The organism is Duganella sp. 1224 (assembly GCF_013408245.1).
Taxonomy (GTDB): domain Bacteria; phylum Pseudomonadota; class Gammaproteobacteria; order Burkholderiales; family Burkholderiaceae_D; genus Rugamonas.
The window spans coordinates 1,003,405-1,020,585 of sequence record NZ_JACBYS010000001.1; the positions used below are offsets into that span (position 1 = coordinate 1,003,405).

Here is a 17,181-nt window from a genome sequence, read left to right on the forward strand (position 1 = left end):
CAGATTACTCCCCGGTCATGGCAAAGGTGGCGGTGCTGTCATCGTCGGACAGGGCGCGGCCCGGCGTGCGGCCGTCCTGCTGCTCGCGCTGCTGGCCGTTGCGGCCGCCCTGGTCGGCCTGCGCCTGGGCGCGCGCCGACGACACGGTGACGGCGACCTCGGTGAACTGCTTGTTCGACAGGTCCTGGCGCACGCTGTCGCCGATGGTGTTGAGCTGGCGCACCACCTCGCTGTTGTTGGCCGACAGGTTGACCTGCAGCGCGCCGGCGCTATGGCGGATCGAGATTTCGATGCTGCCCATGTTGGGCGGTTCGAGGCGGATCACGGCGTGGTCGTTATTGCGCTGCAGCTGCAACTGCAGTCGGTCGCCGAGCGCCTCGCGCAGCGGCTGCTGCCACTGGTCCGGGTTGCCGGCCAGCTTGACGGTGGCGCTGGCCTGGCCGGCGGCCGGGACGGCGCTCTGGCTGACGCTGAGGCTGTTGACCGAGGTGACGCTGCTGTTCAGCGCGCTGTTGCCATCGTCGGCGCCGTTGCCGGCGCTGGCCACGCGCGCGGCGGTGGCGGCATAGCTGGCGACGCCGCTGTCGGCGGCGCGCGGCGCGGCCGGCATGGCGTTCCACGCCGGCTGCGGACGTGCGGCGGCCAGCGGCTGCGGCGCCAGGTCGGCGCCGCTGTCGGCCAGTTGGGCGGCGGCGTCCACCGGCGCCGGGGCAGGGGTGTCTTTATCGGTCTGGCGCGCGGCGGCGGTCGCTGCCGCCGTGTTGGCGGCGCTCTGCTGGGCGGCGCTGGCGGTGGCGGTCGCGCTGGCGGCCAGCTTGGCGGCGGACGCGGCGGCGGCGGCGTGCGCGGCTTCATCGGCGGCTGGCGCGGCCGGCGTCACCGCCACGCTGGCGGCCGCCAGGTTGAGGCGGGTGGCGCTGGCGTTCAGCGTCGCGCTTGCGCTGATGGCTTCGGTGCGGGCGGCGTCGCCGTCGGCGGCCAGCGGCGCGGCCTGGGTCGGCAGCGGGGCCGGGGCGGGCGCGCTGGCCAGCATCGAGGTCAGCATGGCCGGCAGCACGTTGGCGGCGGCGGCGCTGCCAGAACCGGTGGCCTCGTCGGCGGCCGGCGCGGCGCCGTCGCCGGCGTCATGCTGCTCGGCCTGGGCGCTGGCGGCCACGTCGGTCAGATTCAGCAGCTGGGAAAACAGCGGCGCGGCCGGCGCGGCGTTCTGGGCCGCGGCGGCCTGGGCAGCCTGGGTGGCCTGGGCATTGTCGCTGGCGCGCTCCGATTGCTGCGCGGCGGATGCCGTCTGCGGCGCCGGGCGGGTGGCTGGCGGCTGGGCCGGGGCCGCGCCCGACTTGCCGCCGGCGCTGGCGCTGGCGTTGGCGGCACCGTTGCTGCCGTTGCTGCCGTTGGCCGGTTTGGCGGCGGTGGCCGTGCTCTTGCCGCCGGCGGCGGCCGCCGGCGAGGCGTTGCCGGCCACCGGGGCGGTGAGTTCGGCACGTGCGGCTTGGGCGGCTGCCGCGGCGCTGGAGAGGGTCATGGTCATGCTTGGATTCCGGTTTCTGCTTGTTCACTTTCGAGGGCGTAAGCCAGCCAGCCCTCCTGGTTTGCCCCCATTTGCTGCAACTTGCGGCCGAGTTCCTCGGTGGCCTGGTTGCAGCGCTTGAAGGCTTCATTGTGCATCTGGCGCGCCGCCGCCAGGGCGGCCCATTCGGCGCTGTTCCACTGGCCCTGGGCCGCCATCTGCGGCAGCGCGGTGGCCAGCATGGTGTTGATCGCCGCCAGCGCCGTCCAGTCCTCGGCGGCGATGGCGGCGCTCATTTTCTGCGTCAGTTGCAGCAGGGTGCGCTGTCTATCCATGCTGGGCCTGGATTTCCTGGACGCCCAGCCAGCCCTTCTTGATGGTCGTCAGCAGCGTGACTACTTCGTCGATGATGGCCGGGTCGAGGCTGACGCCGGCCGTGTACAGGCGGCCGGCACAGTATTCGTACAGGCGGCCGAGGTTTTGCACCACCTCGCCGCCATTGTCGAAGTCCAGCGAGCTCGACAAACCGTTGATGATGTCGGTGCATTTGTTCAGGCTGTTGGCCTTGAGCTCGTAGCGTTTGCCGACGATATGGCCGCGCGCACGCGCCAGCTCTTCGAGCAAGCCATCGGTGAGCACCAGCACCAGCTCAATCGGCGACGCCCGGGCGACCTGGGCGTTCAGATTGGTGGAGTGGTAACTGCTGTAGGCTTCCTGGTTCATCATGGTCTTCCCCGTACTGCGTAAAAATAACTGTTGTGGCTTAGCTGCTGCTGTCCGGCGAGAACATCGCCGTGAACATGTTCGAGGTGTTGGTCATCGAGGCCTGCAGCGTCTGCAGCGCGGTGAACTGCGCCAGGTAGCGGTTGTAGGCGCTTTGGAAGCGGCTCTGCAGCGCCGCCATGCGATCGCTGAGGTCACTCTGCAGTTGATCGTTCTGGGTGGTGCGTTGCATGATGAAGCCGCCGGCGCTGGTGGTCCAGGCATTGGTCAGCTTGTTCATGGCGCCCAGCACGCCGCTGTCGACGCCGATGCCGGCGCGACCAAACAGATTGTCCAGGCCATCCGGATTGGCCGCCAGCGCCTTGGTCAGCCGGCCCGAATCGATGGTCAGCGTGCCGTCCTTGGTGGCGCTGATGCCGTAGCTGATCAGCGACTGGCCGCCGCTGACGCCGCGCAGTAGCGCGTTCAGGCGGTCCTTCAGCGAGGCCAGTCCGGCGTCGCCGTGGAGGGCGGCATCCTGGCTGGTCGGCGCCGGCGTGGCGGTCGGATCGGTGCTGGGCGCCAGCGAATGGTCGCCGGCCGCGGTCAGCGTCTGAATCACACCCATCAGGGTGTTGTAGGCATCCACAAACTTTTGCACATTGCTGGCGGTGCCGCTGGTGTCGGCGCCGACGGTCAGGGTGACGGCCGGATCGGTGGCGCTCTGTGCCTGGGTGATGGTGAACGACACGCCGTCGACCACCGAGAAGGTGTTCGACGCCTGCTGGATGCGCGTGCCATTCTTGCCGCCGGCCCAGATCACGGCGTCCTTGGCGGTGGTCAGCGTGGTCTGGTTGCCGAGCGCGGTCGCCAGGCTGGCCGAGCCCAGCCCGGAGGTGTCGATCGACGCCACCGCGTTGCTGGCGCCGGTGTTGTTGGAGCTCAGCACCAGTTGGGTGCTGCCATTGATGGTCATGGTCGAAGCGGTGACGCGCGAATTGTTGTTGGCGGCGGCGTTGATCGACGCCGCCACTTCCTTGGCGCTCAGCACCCCGTCCTTGTCGCTGTCGGCGCTGGCCAGGTCGACCTGGAACGAGCTGCCGTCGGCCAGCATCACATTCATGCTGCCGGCGCCGGCGGCGGCGCTGTCGGCGACGTTATAGGTCACCTGGCCGGCCGTGGCCAACTGTTCGACGTAGAACGCATAGGTGCCGGCGGTGGCGCTCGACTTGGCGGTGGCGGTGGCGATGGCGCTGTTGCTGAAGGTTGCCTTGGTGGCGGTAACCGAGGTGGTAGAGCTGGCCAATCCCTGCAGCGCGGTCTGGAATGCGCCCAGCGCCGAGTTCAGCGTGGTCAGCGCGGTGCTCACCGCCGTGGCCTGCGCGGTCTGCTTGTCCAGGCTGGCCTTGGTCGGGCCGACGTAGTCGTTGGCCAAGCCCTGGGCATAGGTCTTGGGGTCGAAGGTGGGCGAAGTGATGACTGACATGATCGTGCTCCTTGGGAAGGAAATTAAAGTGTACCCCGAGATAGGGCGACCTTAATCGTTTCCCTATGAAAATATTCCAGACATTTTTTTGTAACCGCGCTTATTTTTGGCCGCGCAGCCACAATTGCGTTGCCAAATCATCATGTTGCTTGCGTTCCTTGGCATTTTGCTGCTGGGACATGATCTTTTGTTCCTTGCTCAACACCTTGCCCATCACCTCGCGCCGCGCCCAGGCGGCGTTGAGCGCCTGCTGCGACACCGCCATGTCGGCCTCGTGCATGTGGAGGTCGAGCCGGTGGCTGTCGGCCATGGCCATCACCGCCTGCTTGTAGTCGCCGCAGTTGCCGGCCAGGGCAGGGTGCAGATTGCCGCTGGCGCCGCTGTTGGTGTACAGGCTGGTCAGGCGCTCCAGGTTTTTCTGGTAGCGCTCGCGCACGCTGGCTTTTTCCGCCATCTCGGTCTGCAGGCGCTCCACTTCGGTGTTGCGCAGCGCCACCAGCGTGGTCAGGTTACGGATTTTTTGTTGGCTCATGGTGTCATCAGCTTTTCAAGTTGCGCGATACAGTCGGCGATCGGCGCCGCTTCCTTGGTGCCCTGGCACAGAAAATCCTCGACCTTGGGATGCAGTTGCACCGCCTTGTCGGTGACCGGATCGGCGCCGGGCACGTAGGCGCCCAGCGGGATCAGGTCGCGCACCCGGTCGTGGCGCGCCATGCTGGCCTTCAGCGCGCGCGCCGCCATCTGGTGTTTGTGGTCGATCACTTGCATCATGCAACGGCTAATCGAGGCGGCAATGTCGATCGCCGGGTAGTGGCCGCGCTCGGCCAGTTCGCGGGTCAGCACGATGTGGCCGTCGAGAATCGCGCGGGCGGTGTCAACCACCGGATCCTGCTGGTCGTCGCCCTCGGCCAGCACGGTGTAGATGGCGCTCATGCTGCCGGCCGGGTTTTCGCCGTTGCCGGCCGATTCCACCAGCTGCGGCAGGTTGGAGAACACCGACGGCGGATAGCCCTTGGTGGCTGGCGGCTCGCCCAGCGCCAGCGCCACCTCGCGCAGCGCCATGGCGTAGCGGGTCAGCGAGTCGACCAGCAGCAGCACGTTCTTGCCCTGGTCGCGGTAATGGGCCGCGATCGAGTGGCACAGCTCGGTGGCCATGACGCGCATCAGCGGGCTTTCGTCGGCCGGCGCGATCACCAGCACGGCTTTCTGCAAGCCTTCCTTGCCCAGCGACATGTCGACAAACTCGCGCACCTCGCGCGAACGCTCGCCGATCAGGCCGACCACCACCACGTCGGCCACGGTCTGCCGCGTCATCAGGCCCAGCAGCACGGACTTGCCGACGCCGGAGCCGGCCATCAGGCCGACGCGCTGGCCCTTGCCCAGGGTCAGCATGGCATTGATGGCGCGCACGCCAACGTCGAGCGGCTCGGTGACCGGTTTCTTGCGCAGCGGATGGACGCGCGGCGGTTGCGACTCGAGCGGGAAATCGCCGCCCAGCTTGCCCAGACCGTCGATCGGCTCGCCCAGGCCGTTGACCATGCGGCCCAGCCAGCCGGAGCCGATCTGCAGGCTGACCTTGTCGGGCGAGGGCAGCACGCGGGCGCCGGTGGTCAGGCCGACCGCCTTCTTGAACGGCATCAGGTAGGAGACTTTTTCGCGGAAACCGACCACCTGCGCGTCCAGCCAGTCGCCGCCGACTGTCTCAATCTGGCAACGCTGGCCGGTGTGCAGCGGGCAACCTACGGCCTCAAGCAACAAACCGGACGCGCCCACCAGGCGGCCCGTCGGGGTCGCCATGGGTACCGAACCCAGTTCGAGATTGCGTAAGGCATCTGCGATCACTCGTCGCTCTCCGGTTCATCGCCGCTGTCGGCGATCTGCAGTTGATTATCGACCTGTTCCATGACGGCCGCAAGCCGTTGATGGCAGCCGGCATCGACCTCATTATCGCCGGCCTTGATCCGGCATTCCCCTACCTCAAGACGGGCATCGGGGATCAGATTCCAGCGTTTGGAGCGTTTCGGGTCCAGCTCGGCGATGCGCTTGAGCTCTTCCGGGTTCAGGTAGACATCGATTTCATCGCGGGTCGGCGGCATCGACGCCAGCGTCTCCTCGACCAGCGCCATCAGCTGCACCGGCTGCAGCGCCAGCTCGGCGCGGATCACCTGGCGCGCCACCTTGGCCACCAGGTCGACCACTTCCTTGCGCTGGGCGGCGCGGTAGTCGGAGCGCAGTTTCTTCAGGCTTTTCAGCATGGCGTCGACCGGGCGCGCCAGCTGGTCGTAGGCCACCAGCGTCTCGTGGCGGCCTTCCTCGCGGCCCTGTTCCTGGCCGGCCAGGCGGCCGGCCTCGAAGCCGTCTTCCTGGCCGCGCGCCAGGCCGATCTCGTAACCGTCACGCTGGCCCTGCTCGAACCCCTCGCTGACCGACGCCGCCCACTGGGCGCCGCCGTCGCCGCCGTGGCCGTGGCCATGGCCGTGCGCGGCAGCGGCCGCCGCGCGCTGGGTGGTGAACTGCGCCAGCGGCGGGAAGCGGTAGGCACGGAACTGCTTCATTCCACCACCTGTTCGGCGAACAGCTGGATCTCGACCTCGCCGGCGTCGGCCAGCGCCTTGACGGTGGCCATGATTTCCTGGCGGGTCTGCTCGATGCGCGACATCGGCACCGGGCCGGCGCGCCGCATCATGTCCTCGAAGGCCTGGGCCTGGCGTTTCGGCATGGTTTTCAGGATGGCGTCGCGCACCGAGATGTCGGCGCCCTTGAGGGCGATGGCCCACTGTTCCAGCGGCACGTCTTCCAGGATGCGGGTGATGGCCTGCTCGGTCTGGTTGCCGAGGATGAAGAAGTCGTACATCGACAGCTCGATCTTGGACACCACCTCCGGGTCGTGCGCGCGCAGCAGCTCGACCATCTGCGCGCGGTTGCTCGGCAGGCGGTTGAGGATCTCGGCGGTCTGGCGGATGCCCTCGACGCTGGTGCCCTGCGAGTCGAACGAGCTCAGGCAGCGATCCACCAGCTCGTCCAGCTCCTGCAGCAGGTCGGCGTCGACTTCTTCCATCCGCGCCAGGTTGAGCAGCACCAGGTCGCGCGTGTCCTGCGGCAGGCCGTCGATGATCTGGCCGGCCAGCGCGGCCGGCAGGAAGGCCAGGAACACCGCCTGCATCTGCACGTGCTCGTTGGAGATGTACTCGGCCAGCCACTTCGGCGAGGCCCACTGCAGGCGCGCCATTTTCGGCCGCAGCTCGTCGCCGTAGATGTTGTTCAGCACGGTGTTGGCGAGGTCGCCGCCCAGCGCCAGGTCCAGCGAGCGCTTCAGGTAGGAGCGCGAGGCGCCATGCACGCCCGACTGTTCGCGGTAGTCGTCGAAGAACTTCTGCATCGCGTTCTTGACCGACTCCACCTTGATGCCGCTCATGCGCGACATCACCTGCGTCACTTCCAGCAATTCCTCGCGCGTCAGGCAGCGCAGCACGGCGGCCGCCGGTTCCTCGCCGATGCTGAGCAGCACGATCGCCGCCTGTTCCACCGGCGTCAGCTTGGTCGGGATGGCGTATTCGCCGCCATCATCATCCATGTTATTGAGTTCGGCCATTTTTCTGCATCCATTGTTTGACGACTTCGGCCACGCGTTCCGGTTCCTTCGCGGCCAGCACTTTCAGGTGGTCGACCATGACGTCGACAGCGGATCCTGGCGGCGGCAGATCGTAGTTTTCCAGCAGCGGCACCACCGGCATGCCCGGCTGGGCGGCGCTGCCCCCCAGGGCCGGCGCGCCACCGGCGCCGCCCGGCGCGGCCGTGCCGGCCAGCACCGCCTGTTCCTTGGCGGCCGCTTCCTTGGCTTCCTTGGCGGCGGCCACGGCGGCCTGCTCGGCGGCGCGGCGCTCGGCGGCGATGCGCTGGGCTTCCTTCGGATCCGGCGTGAAGCGCACCGTGACCAGGCGCATGATCGGGCGCAGCAGCAGCAGGTAGCCGAGCAGGGCGGCCACGGCGTAGATCGCGTACTTGCTGATGTCGACGATGTTGTCGCGCTCCTCCCACCACGCCACTGGCGCGGCCTTGGGCGGGAAGTTCATGGCCGACACCACCAGCTGGTCGCCGCGCTCGGCGTTGATGCCCAGGCCATTGCGCAGGATCTTGTCGATGTTGGCGATGTCGGCGGCGCTCCAGCCGGTCTTTGGCGTCGGCGCGGCGGCTTGCGCCAGCACCACCGCCACGCTGAGTTTTTCCAGGCGGCCGCGGCTGCGCTTGGTCTGGGTGATGCTGCGGTCGTAAGCGTACTGGCGGCTGGTGGCGTTCTTGCGCGCGCTGCCGTCCGGCTGCTGGGCGTTGGGATCGGCGGCGCCGCCGGCGGTCTGCTGGGTGGCGGCGGCCGGGTTGGCGGCGGCCGGCGGCGGCCGGTTCGACAGCGTGCCCGGCACGCCCATCACCATGCGGTTGCGGTCCTGCTCCTCGCGCATGGCCTCGCTGGTGACCTTGGGATCGGCGCCGTATTTCTCGACGGTTTCCTCGACGCGGTCGTTATCGACGGCGGCCGCCACCGACATGCGGTAGTTGTCGTCGCCGATCACCGGACCGAGCAGGCCCTTGATGTTGGCCTTGACGTCTTCCTGGTAGCGCTTGCTGGCGTCGTTGCCGCTGGTGCCGGCGTCAAAGCCGTCGGCCAGGTCGATGTGGGCCGACAGCAGGTTGCCGCTCTGGTCGACCAGGCTGACGCGCGCCGGCGACAGGCTGGCGACGCTGCCGGCCACCATGTTGACCACGGCGGCGATGGCCTCCGGCGACAGCGTCGCGCCCGGTTTGAGCGCGACCACCACCGAGGCCGACGACTTGTCGCCGTCGGCCGATACGAACGAGGTCGACTTGGCGATCGACAGGTGCACGCGCGCGTGCGAGATGGCGTCCAGCGTCATGATCGACTGCGCCAGCTCGCCCTCCAGGCCGCGGCGGAAGCGCACGTCCTGGACGAACTGCGACACGCCCAGCGGGTCGTTCTTGTCCATCAGCTCCAGGCCGGCCGGCAGCTGCGCGGTCACGCCCTTGGCGGCCAGCAGCATGCGGACCTTGCCCAGCAGCGAGTCGGGCACCAGCACCTGGCCGCTTTCGGGGTGGATGCGGTAGGGGATGTGTTCGGTGTCGAGCACGGTCATCATGTCCGGCGCCGACACTTTTTCGCGCGCGCCGAACACCGGCTTGTAGCTGGCCTGGTTGCTCCACATGTACATCAACACCAGCGCGGTCAGGCCGATGGCCAGGATCAGCAGCGGGTACAGGGTTTTCAGCAGGGCGGGCGGCAGCGACGGCGCCGACGGGTTGGCGCGCCAGCGGTCGAAGGCGGACTTGAAGGTGTTAATCACGGTGAAGGCTTTCGCGGAGGCTTACAGCGGTAATTTGATCAGTTCGTCGAGGCCGCCCATCACCTTGTTGCGCACCTGCATCAGCATGGAGAACGACAGGCTGGCGTCCTGGCTGGACAGCATGGCGCCGACCAGGTCGTCGCTCTTGCCGGCATCGACATCGGCCATCTTCTGGCCGGCGTCGACGTCCATGGCGTTGACGCGCTCGATGGCGCCCTGCATCGACTGGGCGAACGAGGCGGGCTGGCCATCCTGGGCGCCGTAGTGGTTGGCGGCAGCGATGGTGGGGCTGCTGTTCGCCAGGTTGTGCGCCGCGTTGGTCAGCGACTGCAGGTCGGCCTGTATCAGGCTGGAGAATCCGTTACTCATCTTGCTACCCCCGTTTTTACAGCATTAAATCCAGATGACTACCTTAGCGAGATTGCCGCCAAGCAGCAAGCCCATGTGAGAGATATTCCCGCCACCTAGACCAAAGTGCGACACATCTGTTGCGCGTGTCACAGTGTTGTCAGAAAGATGGTGTAGGACTGTCAGACTAAGTCGGACGCGGCGGACGGGTGGGACCGCTTGCGGTGGTCCGCCGGCACCGCCCCGGTGTTGTGGCGTTATCGGCCGAATGTGAAATTTCTTTACGGCACAATTCGGCGGCGGCCGAAACAGTTATGTTGAAGCAAATCTCGTTATAAATCATTCACTAAGCGCCATTTGTTCACGTATGTTGCAGAGCAGCGTAAGCATCGACAAACTGAAGTAAGCTTACCGGCTAGCAATATTCTTGTAAAGCGGAATTTGTCTTCAAGGAAATTATTTGGCCAAATATTGTTCATTAGCAATAATGTGAATTTTCAGGTATGCTGCTACCGAGATCGTCCTACTTGAGAAAAAATTGCGCCGGAAGTAACCAGTTTTTGGCTGGAAGTGCGATCATTGAGAGTAGGGAAGAATTAACCGCCATGGCTCATACATGACAACGACAAAACAGACGCAACATCAAGTGCTGGACCCGTGCCTGCTCGGCCGTCCGGTGCATTTGCTGCATATTTTTGCGGCCCAGTTGCGCGACGATCTGGCGCAATCGATGCGCCTGAACATGAACCGCCGCTACTGGGGCGGCTTCCGGGTGGACGACGTGGCGTTCAGCCGCCTGGATGGCAACGACCTGCGCAGCCGCTGGCTGAGCTTTGCCGCGCCGGCCGGCCAGATCGCCTTTGCGATGGAACGCAAGGTGCTGCTGAGCGTGCTGAACTACCGCTACGGCGGCGCCGCCAAGGCCGAGCCCAAGGCGGAGGCCAAGGCCGACGCCGCCGCGGTGGACGAGAGCGCGGTGCGCGTCACCGCCACCGAGGAACGGCTGGCTGTGGTGCTGGGACAACAGTTGTGCGCCATCCTGGCCGGCCGCATCGAACTCAACCTGCCCGCCAGCGATAAGCCGGCCCCGGCCGAAGGGGAGGGCGAGGCGGCCGACGCCGAATTCAAGCCGATGCCCGGCTCGCCGCCGCCCAAGGGTACCTGGGTCATTACCGTCACCGTGGCCGACGCCGCCAGCGGCGCCACCGGCCAGTTCTGGTTCGCGCTCGACAAGCAGCTGATGGCCTGCGTGCTGCGCGGCCTGCTGCGCGACCGCGACAACGGCAAGAAGGCGCGCAGCGCCGCGCCGCTGGCGCAGCGGCTGCAGGTCGGCCTGGTCGGCCGGCTGGCCAGCAAGGAAGTCACGCTGGGCAGCCTGTACGACCTGCAGGTCGGCGACGTCATCCCGATCAGCCTGTCCAGGGCCGACGTGCTGCTTGAAGACTCGCGCCTGTTCACGGCCGCCGTCACCGAGCACAAAGGCAAACTGTGTTTAACCTCTTTTGAAGACGCCGAATAATGATGAACATGAACGTAGCCAATCCTAGCGACGCCCTGCTGGAAGACCTGTCCGAGGAGATGATCATCGACCAGCCCGGCAACGAGCTGACCGACCTCCCGGCGGCCGCGCCGCGCCGCGATCTGCCGGCGATGATGCGCAAGATTCCGGTCACGCTGACGCTGGAAGTGGGCTCGGCCCGCATCTCGCTGGAGGAGCTGATGAACATCGGCCCGGACAGCGTGGTCGAGCTCGACGTGCTGGCCGGCGAGCCGCTGGTCATCAAGGTCAACGGCACCGCCATCGGCCGCGCCGAGGTGGTGGTGGCGGGCGAAAACTATGGCTTGAAAGTGATCGACCTCGACGGCCTGAATCTGGACATGATGGCCCCATGACCCGGGCTGTGAACGCGCCGTGGCGCCGCCGCCTGGCGCTGGCCGCGCCGGCCGCGGCCCTGCTGGGCCTGGCCGTGGCGGCCGCGCCGGCGCAGGCGGTCGACCTGCTGGCCAATGTGGTGCCGGGGGCCAAGACCGAGCTGACGGTCAAGATGCAGATCCTGATCATCCTGACCTTGCTGGGCCTGCTCCCGGTGATGGTCATGATGATGACCAGCTTTACCCGCTTCGTCATCGTGCTGTCGCTGCTGCGCCAGGCGCTGGGCCTGCAGCAGGGCCTGCCCAACCGGGTCATCACCGGCGTGGCGCTGATCCTGACGCTGCTGGTGATGCGGCCGATCGGCAACCAGATCTGGACCGAGGCCTTCGTGCCCTACGACCAGGACAAGATCGGCCTGGAAACCGCGCTGCAGATCGCCGAGAAGCCGGTGTCGCGCTTCATGCTGGCGCAGACCAGCAAGGCGGCGCTGCAGCAGATCGCCCACCTGGCCGGCGAGGACGCCATCACCGTGCCGGAGCAGCACGCCTTCACCGTCAAGCTGGCGGCGTTCGTGCTGTCCGAGCTGAAGACCGCGTTCCAGATCGGCTGCATGCTGTTCATCCCGTTCCTGGTGATCGACCTGGTGGTGTCGTCGGTGCTGATGGCGATGGGCATGATGATGCTGTCGCCGCTGGTCATCTCGCTGCCGTTCAAGCTGCTGCTGTTCGTGCTGGTGGACGGCTGGACGCTGACCGTGAACACGCTCGTGACGAGCATCCAGGCTTACTGACAGGAAGAGGGCGGACCGATGCTGACACCCGAAATTGCCGTCGACCTGGTGGTCGAGTCGCTGCACATCGTCATGCTGCTGGTGGTGGTGCTGGTGGTGCCGGGCCTGATCACCGGCCTGCTGGTGGCGCTGTTCCAGGCCGCCACCCAGATCAACGAGCAGACGCTGAGCTTCCTGCCCAGGCTATTGATCACGCTGCTGGCGGTGATCCTGGCCGGGCGCTGGATGTCGACCCTGCTGATGGACTTCTGCGTGTCCATCTTCACCCGCGCCGCCACGCTGGTCGGCTGACGCCCCGCCATGGAAGCCCTGTTCGCCCAGCTGCTGCCGACGCTGACCGCCCTGTGGTGGCCGTTCTGCCGCATCCTGGCGATGTTCCTCGGCGCCCCGGTGCTGGGCGAGGCGGTGACGCCGACCACGGTGCGCATCCTGATCGCGCTGGTGCTGGCAGTCATCATGCTGCCGCTGACCGCGGGCGTCGACTGGGGCCCGGCGGCAATCAACCCGTTTTCGCTGGCCGGCGTGGTGGCCACGCTGGAGCAGGGCCTGATCGGCTTCGTGCTGGGGCTGGCCTTCCATTTCGCCATGTCGGTCATCGGCGTGCTCGGCTTTATCGTCTCGTCGCAGATGGGCATGTCGATGGCGGTGATGAACGACCCGCTCAACGGCCAGTCGTCGGACGTCACCTCGGGGCTGCTGTCGACGCTGGCCATCCTGATCTTCTTCGCCATCGACGGCCACCTGGTGATCGCCAACGTCATCGGCCAGAGCTTCCGCGCCTGGCCGCTGGGCCACGGCTTCGGCCCGCTGATGATGCAGACCGTGGCCTACAACGTGGCCTGGATCTTCTCGGCCGCCATGCTGCTGGCGCTGCCGGTGGTGTTCGCCACCATGGTGGTGCAGATCGGCTTCGGTTTCCTCAACCGCGTGGCGCCGGCGCTCAACCTGTTCGCGCTGGGCTTTTCGGTGATCACCATCTTCGGCCTGCTGATGCTGGCCCAGGTGGTGCGCTTCATTCCCGAGCACTATGTGCGCATGACCAATCTGGTGCTGGAGATGATACGCCAGCAGATGCGGGTGGCCGGCCATGGCTGACGAGAGCACCGGCGATAAGACCGAGAAGGCGTCACAGCAGAAGCTGAAGAAGTCGCGCCAGGAAGGCCAGGTGGTGCGCTCGCGCGACCTGTCGACCGCGATCGGCATCCTGGTCAGCCTGAAGCTGTTCGTCTACCTGCTGCCCGGCTACATGGCCGAGTTCAACGAGATCTTCCACCAGAGCTTTGCGCCGCTGGACAGCGAGGGCGCGATCGACAACGCCATGTCGAGCGTGTTCAGCAGCGCGATGCTGTTGCTGATCAAGATGCTGTTGCCGCTGTTCGTGGTGCCGCTGTTCATCGTGCTGGGGGCCATGGTGCCGGGCGGCTGGGTGGTGTCGGGCAAGCACCTGGAGCCCAAGCTGTCGCGCATGAGCCCGATCGCCAACATCGGCCGCCTGTTCAGCGGCAAGCACGCGTTTGAACTGCTGATCTCGGTCGGCAAGGCCGGCGTGCTGATCGCGGTGCTGATCCACGTGGCCCGCTCGACCGTGCCCGACTACACCCACCTGCAGATGATGCCGATGGGGCAGGCGATGCTGAAGGGCTCGAACCTGATGCTGGACGGTCTGATGTCGCTGGTGGCGGTGTTCGTCATCTTCGCGCTGATCGACGTGCCGGCCCAGGCCTGGTTCTTCGCCCGCAACCAGCGCATGTCCAAGCAGGACCTGAAGGAGGAGCACAAGTCGACCGAGGGCCGGCCCGAGGTCAAGGGCCGGATCCGCCAGCTGCAGCGCGCCATGGCGCGGCGCAGCGCCCGCAAGACGGTGCCGACCGCCGACGTGGTGATCGTCAACCCGGAGCACTACGCGGTGGCGCTCAAGTACGACAGCAACAAGGCCGAGGCGCCGTACGTGGTGGCCAAGGGCGTCGACGAGATGGCGCTGTACATCAAGCAGCTGGCCGCCGAATTCCAGATCGAAGTGATGGCGCTGCCGCCGCTGGCGCGCGCCATCTACAACACCAGCCAGGTCAACCAGCAGATCCCGGTGCAGCTGTACCAGGCGGTGTCGCAGGTGCTGAACTATGTGCTGCAGTTGCAAGCATTCCGTGCCGGCCGGCGTAACGCCGCGCCGGTGCGACCCGAAGAAGTAGTCGTGCCCCCATCCATGAGCGAGGTTTAGCAGTGAATTTTTTCAAGACGCTGATTGCGGAGATCCGTCGCCACAAGTTTGCCACCCCGGTCTTCCTGCTGGTCATCCTGGCGATGATCATGCTGCCGCTGCCGCCGGTGTTGCTGGACGTGATGTTCACCTTCAATATCGTGCTGGCGCTGATCGTCATCCTGGGCTCGGTGTCGGTGCGCCGGCCGCTGGACTTCTCGGTGTTCCCGACGGTGCTGCTGGCCACCACCATGCTGCGCCTGACGTTGAACGTGGCGTCGACCCGGGTGGTGCTGCTGCACGGCCATGAGGGCACGGCCGCCGCCGGTCACGTGATCGAGGCTTTCGGCAACGTCGTCGTTGGCGGCAACTACGTGGTCGGCATGGTGGTGTTCGTGATCCTGATGATCATCAACTTCATGGTGGTGACCAAGGGCGCGGAACGCATCTCCGAGGTGTCGGCGCGCTTCACGCTGGACGCGCTGCCGGGCAAGCAGATGGCCATCGACGCCGACCTCAACGCCGGCCTGATCAACCAGGAAAAAGCCCAGCAACGGCGCCTCGAAGTGGCGGCCGAGGCCGACTTCTACGGCGCCATGGACGGCGCCTCCAAGTTCGTGCGCGGCGACGCCGTGGCCTCGATCCTGATCCTGATCATCAACATGGTCGGCGGCGTGGCGATCGGCGCGCTGATGCAGGACATGTCGTTCGGCGACGCCTTCCGTCAGTACGCGCTGCTGACCATCGGTGACGGCCTGGTGGCGCAGATCCCGGCGCTGCTGCTGTCGGCCGCCGCCGCCATCCTGGTGACCCGCATTTCGGACTCGGGCGACTTCGAGCAGCAGGTCGGCAGCCAGGTGCTGACCTCGCCGCAGGTGATGTTCAGCGCGGCCGCGATGATGCTGGTGCTGGCGCTGGTGCCGGGCATGCCGTGGCAGATGTTCGGCCTGTTCGCGCTGGTGCTTGGCTATGTCGGCTGGAAGCTGCTGAACCGGGTCAAGCCGCCCGAGACCAACAACCTCGACGCCATTGAGGCGGCGCTGCGCGAGGACCGCGCGCCCGAGCTGGACTGGAGCACGCTGCCGGCCGTGCAGCCGCTGCAGCTGGCGGTCGGCTACAAGCTGGTGGGCCTGATCGACAAGGCCCACGGCGAGGTGCTGACCAAGCGCATCAAGGGCGTGCGGCAGAATATTTCCGAGGCCATGGGCCTGCTGCTGCCGCCGATCTCGGTGCGCGACGACCTGGGCCTGAAGCCGACCCAGTATTCGGTGATCCTGTCGGGCAGCGTGGTGGCCCAGGCCGAGGTGTTCGCCGACCGGCTGATGGCGATTCCGTCGCCCAACGTGTACGGCCAGATCGACGGCATCCCCGGCATCGAGCCGGCCTACGGCATGCCGGTGACGTGGATCGAGACGTCGGAGAAGGCCAACGCGCTGGGGCTGGGCTACCAGGTGGTGGAGGCGCCAAGCGCGATCGCCACCCACCTGTCCAAGCTGATCCGCGAATTCCTGCCGGAGCTGTTCCGCCACGAGGACGTGCCGGCCATGATGGAGCGGCTGGCGGCGGTGTCGCCCAAGCTGGCGGCGGCGCTGGACAAGGCGCTGACCCACACGCAGATGCTGCGCGTGTTCCGCGTGCTGCTGGCGGAAAACGTGTCGCTGAAGGATATCGTGCCGATCGCCACCACGCTGGTGGACAGCTCGGAAACCACCAAGGATCCGATCCTGCTGGCGGCCGAGGTGCGCTGCGCGCTGCGGCGCCAGATCGTCACCGCGCTGTTCGGCCAGAAGACCGAGATGCAGGCGTTCAACCTCGGTGGCGACCTGGAGAACATGCTGCTCGGCTCGCTGAACCAGGCGCGCCAGAGCGGCAAGGTGGTGCTGGACAACTACCCGATCGACCCGCACCTGCTGGCCCAGCTGCAGGTCAACATGCCGGTGGCGCGCGAGCAGATGAAGCAGCAGGCGACGCCGCCGCTGCTGCTGGTGCTGCCGCAGATCCGGCCGCTGCTGGCGCGCTACGCGCGCCTGTTCGCGCCCGGCCTGCACGTGCTGTCCTATAACGAGATTCCGGAGAACCGCGAGGTCAGCATCATCGGCACGGTCGGCTAGTCGGCTTTCGGATTGAGCAGCGGGCCGGCCCAGGCCGGCAGCTGGTTGAACAGGCAGTGCAGGCCGTTGTTGAAGCTGCCGAACTGCAGGCCGTACTGGTCGGCCAGGCGCATCAGGCTATGGCGCGAGTACAGGCTGATATGGCCGTTACGCGGCGCCGCGTGCCACCAGGTCAGGCGGGTGTTGGGCTTGATGTTGCCGTCGGTGAGCAGGGCCGAGAACACCAGCAGCGCCTCATCCTCCATCAGCGCGGTCAGCGCACGCAGCAACGCCTGCACGTCCGGCACGTGCTCGAACACCTTGAGCGCGGTGATCAGATTGTATTTGCCCGGCGCGGCGGGCTGCTGGCCGGCGCGCGGGAACGGCTCGTGACTGGCCGAGTCCCAGCCGTGCTTGACCAGCGCCGCCGACAGCGCGCCGGCGCCGCCGCCGTAATCGAGGTGGCGGATCTGCTTGCGGGCGCTGCCGAACACCTGCTGCAAAAAGGCGGCGTCCTTGGCCGGCCGCCTGGCGGCGCCGTCCGGATCGACCGCAGCATACTCCTCGTTATAGATGTGGTGCAGGAAGTCCTGCTCCGACCAGCGCTGGAACTCCGGCGCCAGCACGAAGCCGCACTCGGGGCAGCGGTGGTAGTAGATCGGCCAGCCGGCCAGCGGCAGGAAGCGCTGGTGCATCTCTTCGCAGTTCTTGTTGAAATCGACGACGTCGTGCGGCACGGTCTGGGTTGCGCAGACCGGGCAGGGCACGGCCGCCAGCGCCGCCGGGGCGCTGATGGGGTGGTTGGACATGGTCACGTGGATGGTTCAGGTTGCG

18 protein-coding genes are annotated in these 17,181 nt (G+C 66.8%); 7 read left to right on the forward strand and 11 right to left on the reverse strand.

From position 1 onward, the window contains the following. Positions 1-4 precede the first annotated feature (4 nt). The 10 genes from FHW58_RS04585 to FHW58_RS04630 form a co-directional block, all read right to left on the reverse strand. Complete coding sequence (locus tag FHW58_RS04585; RefSeq protein ID WP_179671862.1) at positions 5-1,528, reverse strand: flagellar hook-length control protein FliK; 1,524 nt, start codon at positions 1,526-1,528, stop codon at positions 5-7. Then, positions 1,525-1,842: a hypothetical protein gene (locus FHW58_RS04590; RefSeq protein ID WP_179671863.1), complete on the reverse strand. Its 318-nt coding sequence runs from the start codon at positions 1,840-1,842 to the stop codon at positions 1,525-1,527. The genes FHW58_RS04585 and FHW58_RS04590 overlap by 4 nt, the downstream gene beginning before the upstream one ends. Then, positions 1,835-2,233 (reverse strand): flagellar export chaperone FliS, encoded by a 399-nt coding sequence (gene fliS, locus FHW58_RS04595; RefSeq protein WP_179671864.1) that lies wholly within the window; start codon positions 2,231-2,233, stop codon positions 1,835-1,837. The genes FHW58_RS04590 and fliS overlap by 8 nt, the downstream gene beginning before the upstream one ends. Positions 2,234-2,270: 37 nt before the next feature. Further along, a complete protein-coding gene (gene fliD / locus FHW58_RS04600; protein WP_179671865.1) occupies positions 2,271-3,695 on the reverse strand; it encodes a flagellar filament capping protein FliD in 1,425 nt (474 codons plus the stop codon). A 100-nt stretch (positions 3,696-3,795) separates the two neighbouring features. Continuing rightward, the gene (locus FHW58_RS04605; protein WP_179671866.1) at positions 3,796-4,227 is read right to left on the reverse strand and encodes a flagellar export protein FliJ; all 432 of its coding nucleotides are present in this window, start codon (positions 4,225-4,227) and stop codon (positions 3,796-3,798) included. After that, the gene (gene fliI, locus FHW58_RS04610; RefSeq protein ID WP_179671867.1) at positions 4,224-5,537 is read right to left on the reverse strand and encodes a flagellar protein export ATPase FliI; all 1,314 of its coding nucleotides are present in this window, start codon (positions 5,535-5,537) and stop codon (positions 4,224-4,226) included. Before fliI ends, FHW58_RS04605 begins: the two co-directional genes overlap by 4 nt. Then, on the reverse strand, positions 5,534-6,250 hold the full coding sequence (gene fliH / locus FHW58_RS04615) for a flagellar assembly protein FliH (protein WP_179671868.1): 717 nt from the start codon (positions 6,248-6,250) through the stop codon (positions 5,534-5,536). The genes fliI and fliH overlap by 4 nt, the downstream gene beginning before the upstream one ends. Continuing rightward, positions 6,247-7,287 carry a flagellar motor switch protein FliG gene (locus tag FHW58_RS04620; RefSeq protein ID WP_179671869.1) on the reverse strand — a complete coding sequence of 347 codons (1,041 nt, stop codon included), beginning with the start codon at positions 7,285-7,287 and terminating at the stop codon, positions 6,247-6,249. Before FHW58_RS04620 ends, fliH begins: the two co-directional genes overlap by 4 nt. Then, positions 7,271-9,049 carry a flagellar basal-body MS-ring/collar protein FliF gene (fliF, locus tag FHW58_RS04625; RefSeq protein WP_179671870.1) on the reverse strand — a complete coding sequence of 593 codons (1,779 nt, stop codon included), beginning with the start codon at positions 9,047-9,049 and terminating at the stop codon, positions 7,271-7,273. Before fliF ends, FHW58_RS04620 begins: the two co-directional genes overlap by 17 nt. Positions 9,050-9,070: 21 nt before the next feature. Further along, positions 9,071-9,418 carry a flagellar hook-basal body complex protein FliE gene (locus tag FHW58_RS04630; protein WP_179671871.1) on the reverse strand — a complete coding sequence of 116 codons (348 nt, stop codon included), beginning with the start codon at positions 9,416-9,418 and terminating at the stop codon, positions 9,071-9,073. 595 nt (positions 9,419-10,013) lie between these two features. On the opposite strand from FHW58_RS04630, the gene FHW58_RS04635 reads away from it, so the two are divergent. From FHW58_RS04635 to FHW58_RS04665, 7 genes are read left to right on the forward strand one after another with little or no spacing between them, the layout of a single operon-like run. Next, a complete protein-coding gene (locus FHW58_RS04635) occupies positions 10,014-10,916 on the forward strand; it encodes a FliM/FliN family flagellar motor switch protein (RefSeq protein ID WP_179671872.1) in 903 nt (300 codons plus the stop codon). A 2-nt stretch (positions 10,917-10,918) separates the two neighbouring features. After that, a complete protein-coding gene (locus FHW58_RS04640) occupies positions 10,919-11,290 on the forward strand; it encodes a FliM/FliN family flagellar motor switch protein (protein ID WP_179671873.1) in 372 nt (123 codons plus the stop codon). Continuing rightward, positions 11,287-12,060 carry a flagellar type III secretion system pore protein FliP gene (gene fliP, locus FHW58_RS04645; protein ID WP_179671874.1) on the forward strand — a complete coding sequence of 258 codons (774 nt, stop codon included), beginning with the start codon at positions 11,287-11,289 and terminating at the stop codon, positions 12,058-12,060. Before FHW58_RS04640 ends, fliP begins: the two co-directional genes overlap by 4 nt. Positions 12,061-12,078: 18 nt before the next feature. Then, complete coding sequence (gene fliQ / locus FHW58_RS04650) at positions 12,079-12,351, forward strand: flagellar biosynthesis protein FliQ (RefSeq protein ID WP_110849563.1); 273 nt, start codon at positions 12,079-12,081, stop codon at positions 12,349-12,351. Positions 12,352-12,360: 9 nt separating this feature from the next. Continuing rightward, on the forward strand, positions 12,361-13,155 hold the full coding sequence (locus FHW58_RS04655) for a flagellar biosynthetic protein FliR (protein WP_179671875.1): 795 nt from the start codon (positions 12,361-12,363) through the stop codon (positions 13,153-13,155). Beyond that, positions 13,148-14,278, forward strand: coding sequence for a flagellar biosynthesis protein FlhB (locus FHW58_RS04660; protein ID WP_179671876.1), 1,131 nt, complete (start codon positions 13,148-13,150; stop codon positions 14,276-14,278). Before FHW58_RS04655 ends, FHW58_RS04660 begins: the two co-directional genes overlap by 8 nt. Before the next feature lie 2 nt (positions 14,279-14,280). Then, entirely contained in the window at positions 14,281-16,368 is a 2,088-nt protein-coding gene (locus tag FHW58_RS04665) for a flagellar biosynthesis protein FlhA (protein WP_179671877.1), read from the forward strand. Here FHW58_RS04665 and FHW58_RS04670 read toward each other — a convergent pair. Continuing rightward, the gene (locus FHW58_RS04670; protein WP_179671878.1) at positions 16,365-17,156 is read right to left on the reverse strand and encodes a class I SAM-dependent methyltransferase; all 792 of its coding nucleotides are present in this window, start codon (positions 17,154-17,156) and stop codon (positions 16,365-16,367) included. The genes FHW58_RS04665 and FHW58_RS04670 overlap by 4 nt on opposite strands. Positions 17,157-17,181 lie beyond the last annotated feature (25 nt).